Genomic DNA, 1597 nt, shown 5'->3' with positions numbered 1-1597 from the left:
GCACACCGCCCACTGGTCAATCTGGCGACGCCGACATCAGGCTCGGGCCCGCTGGTTCCACAAACGCACCCGCCTGACTACGACATAAACCCACAGCTCAGCTCACGAATGGTGACTGCCGTACTAGCGACAGCGTTGGCACTACAGCAACCTGGAATCCCACAGATGGCGGAGACTTCCTCCTGACCATCAAGCGTGGTAGCGAATGGCTTGGGAAGCTCCACTCCATGTGGCAAGCCCAGAGCGTCGAGGACGACAGCAAGACCGCCGACTGGCACGGTTACACCAACAAGGGCGTCGCCACCCCCAACGAAAATTTGAGCGGTACGACCGACTTCGAGATAGGCAACGCAAGGCTTGAATCCACAGCTTATGACGAGGAAACCGCCAGCCATCCCGTGAACGTGGGCGGCCAGTGGCAGGACTACGATCCCGCCATCGACTTCGAGGGGGACTGTGACACAACCGAGTTCACCGCGACGGCTAACTTGGGGGCAGTGGGCCTAGAGGTTCCGATCAAGTTCGTCGACTGCGATGAATATTTCGTTAAGGTGGACGAGGAACGCCCTTCGGATTACTCCATCGAGGTGGATCAGGGACAGTGGCTGAAGGATGGCCCCTACCAACTGGGATTCGCCCTCGGACTCAAGACTAATGCTGACGTCAGCCTCAAATGGTGGCAATATGCCTGGCTTCAACTGGTTGACCAGGCAATGGGTGAGGTCTTCGAATGTGGGACAGGCGGGACTTACATATGCGAGGTAGAGAACCAGGAGAGAAATCGCGCAAGGCAGGATCGTGCACCGCAAGGCTAGGATAAGATGATCATGAGCCAAGGCCCCACACGCGCCACGTTCAGCACTTATTGGCTGCTTGCTGCATTGACGTGCGGAGCCTTGGCTACATCGTCCTGTGGGAATAATGGTGCGTATAACCATATGTCCCGAGAATCAATCGAACGGGCGGTGCACGAATATGGAGGGCCGCTGCTCGTGCCGTTGGACGTGCCTTCAGGTTATCGGATCACGGGAACGGATTCGTTTCCGCGGGCAAAGGCTGGCACACACAAGCGATGTGTCCAATTTCAGCGAATCGAGACCGCAACAATTGGAGCGTTCTGCACTGAAAATATCGGCGACGACCAGAATCCATATCCATGGATCCCTGATGCACAGGTCCTGCGAAGAGAACTTTCCAGAGGGCTGCTGATATATATCTTCACAACGGAACCCGAGCCAGCCATCCTTAGGGATTGGGCCAATATTTCCTTCACGAAAGACCTGAATTCAGTCTCATGGTTCAGCCAGCCAGCCGAGTCATCATAGAGGCTCCGAAGTAAGGCCATCTACGCTGAGCCTGGATCCACGGCTGGGAATCTGACAGAAGAACAGTGAAATAGGGCGAGGTGCCCTTTGACCTGGGATGATGGGAGTTCTCTACGCTTCCAGCAGCCCAGTCGGAAGGACACCTCGTAAGTGCAATTCTTCCACGACTCGGCCAAGACCGACGCGATCTTCGATGACGAGCACGTGATCGCATACGGCGGGCTGGCCCCGGCGATGCGGCTGGCCGAGCGGTGCGGCCTGGAGGCCTTGGT

The 1597-nt window shown here is 56.9% G+C and carries 1 protein-coding gene; it reads left to right on the top strand.

What is annotated here, in order from left to right; translation table 11 throughout:
- Positions 1-227: 227 nt before the first annotated feature.
- Positions 228-815 (top strand): hypothetical protein, encoded by a 588-nt coding sequence (locus EJK15_RS69180; protein ID WP_138720904.1) that lies wholly within the window; start codon positions 228-230, stop codon positions 813-815.
- Positions 816-1597 lie beyond the last annotated feature (782 nt).

It is taken from the genome of Nonomuraea basaltis (genome assembly GCF_005893125.1).
Taxonomy (GTDB): Bacteria; Actinomycetota; Actinomycetes; order Streptosporangiales; family Streptosporangiaceae; genus Nonomuraea; species Nonomuraea basaltis.
This window is presented reverse-complemented; position numbering and strand designations above follow the sequence as displayed.

Coding starts and splice junctions, on each gene's coding strand:
- EJK15_RS69180 (WP_138720904.1), top strand. CDS start 228: ATGTGGCAAGCCCAGAGCGTCGAGGACGACAGCAAGACCGCCGACTGG.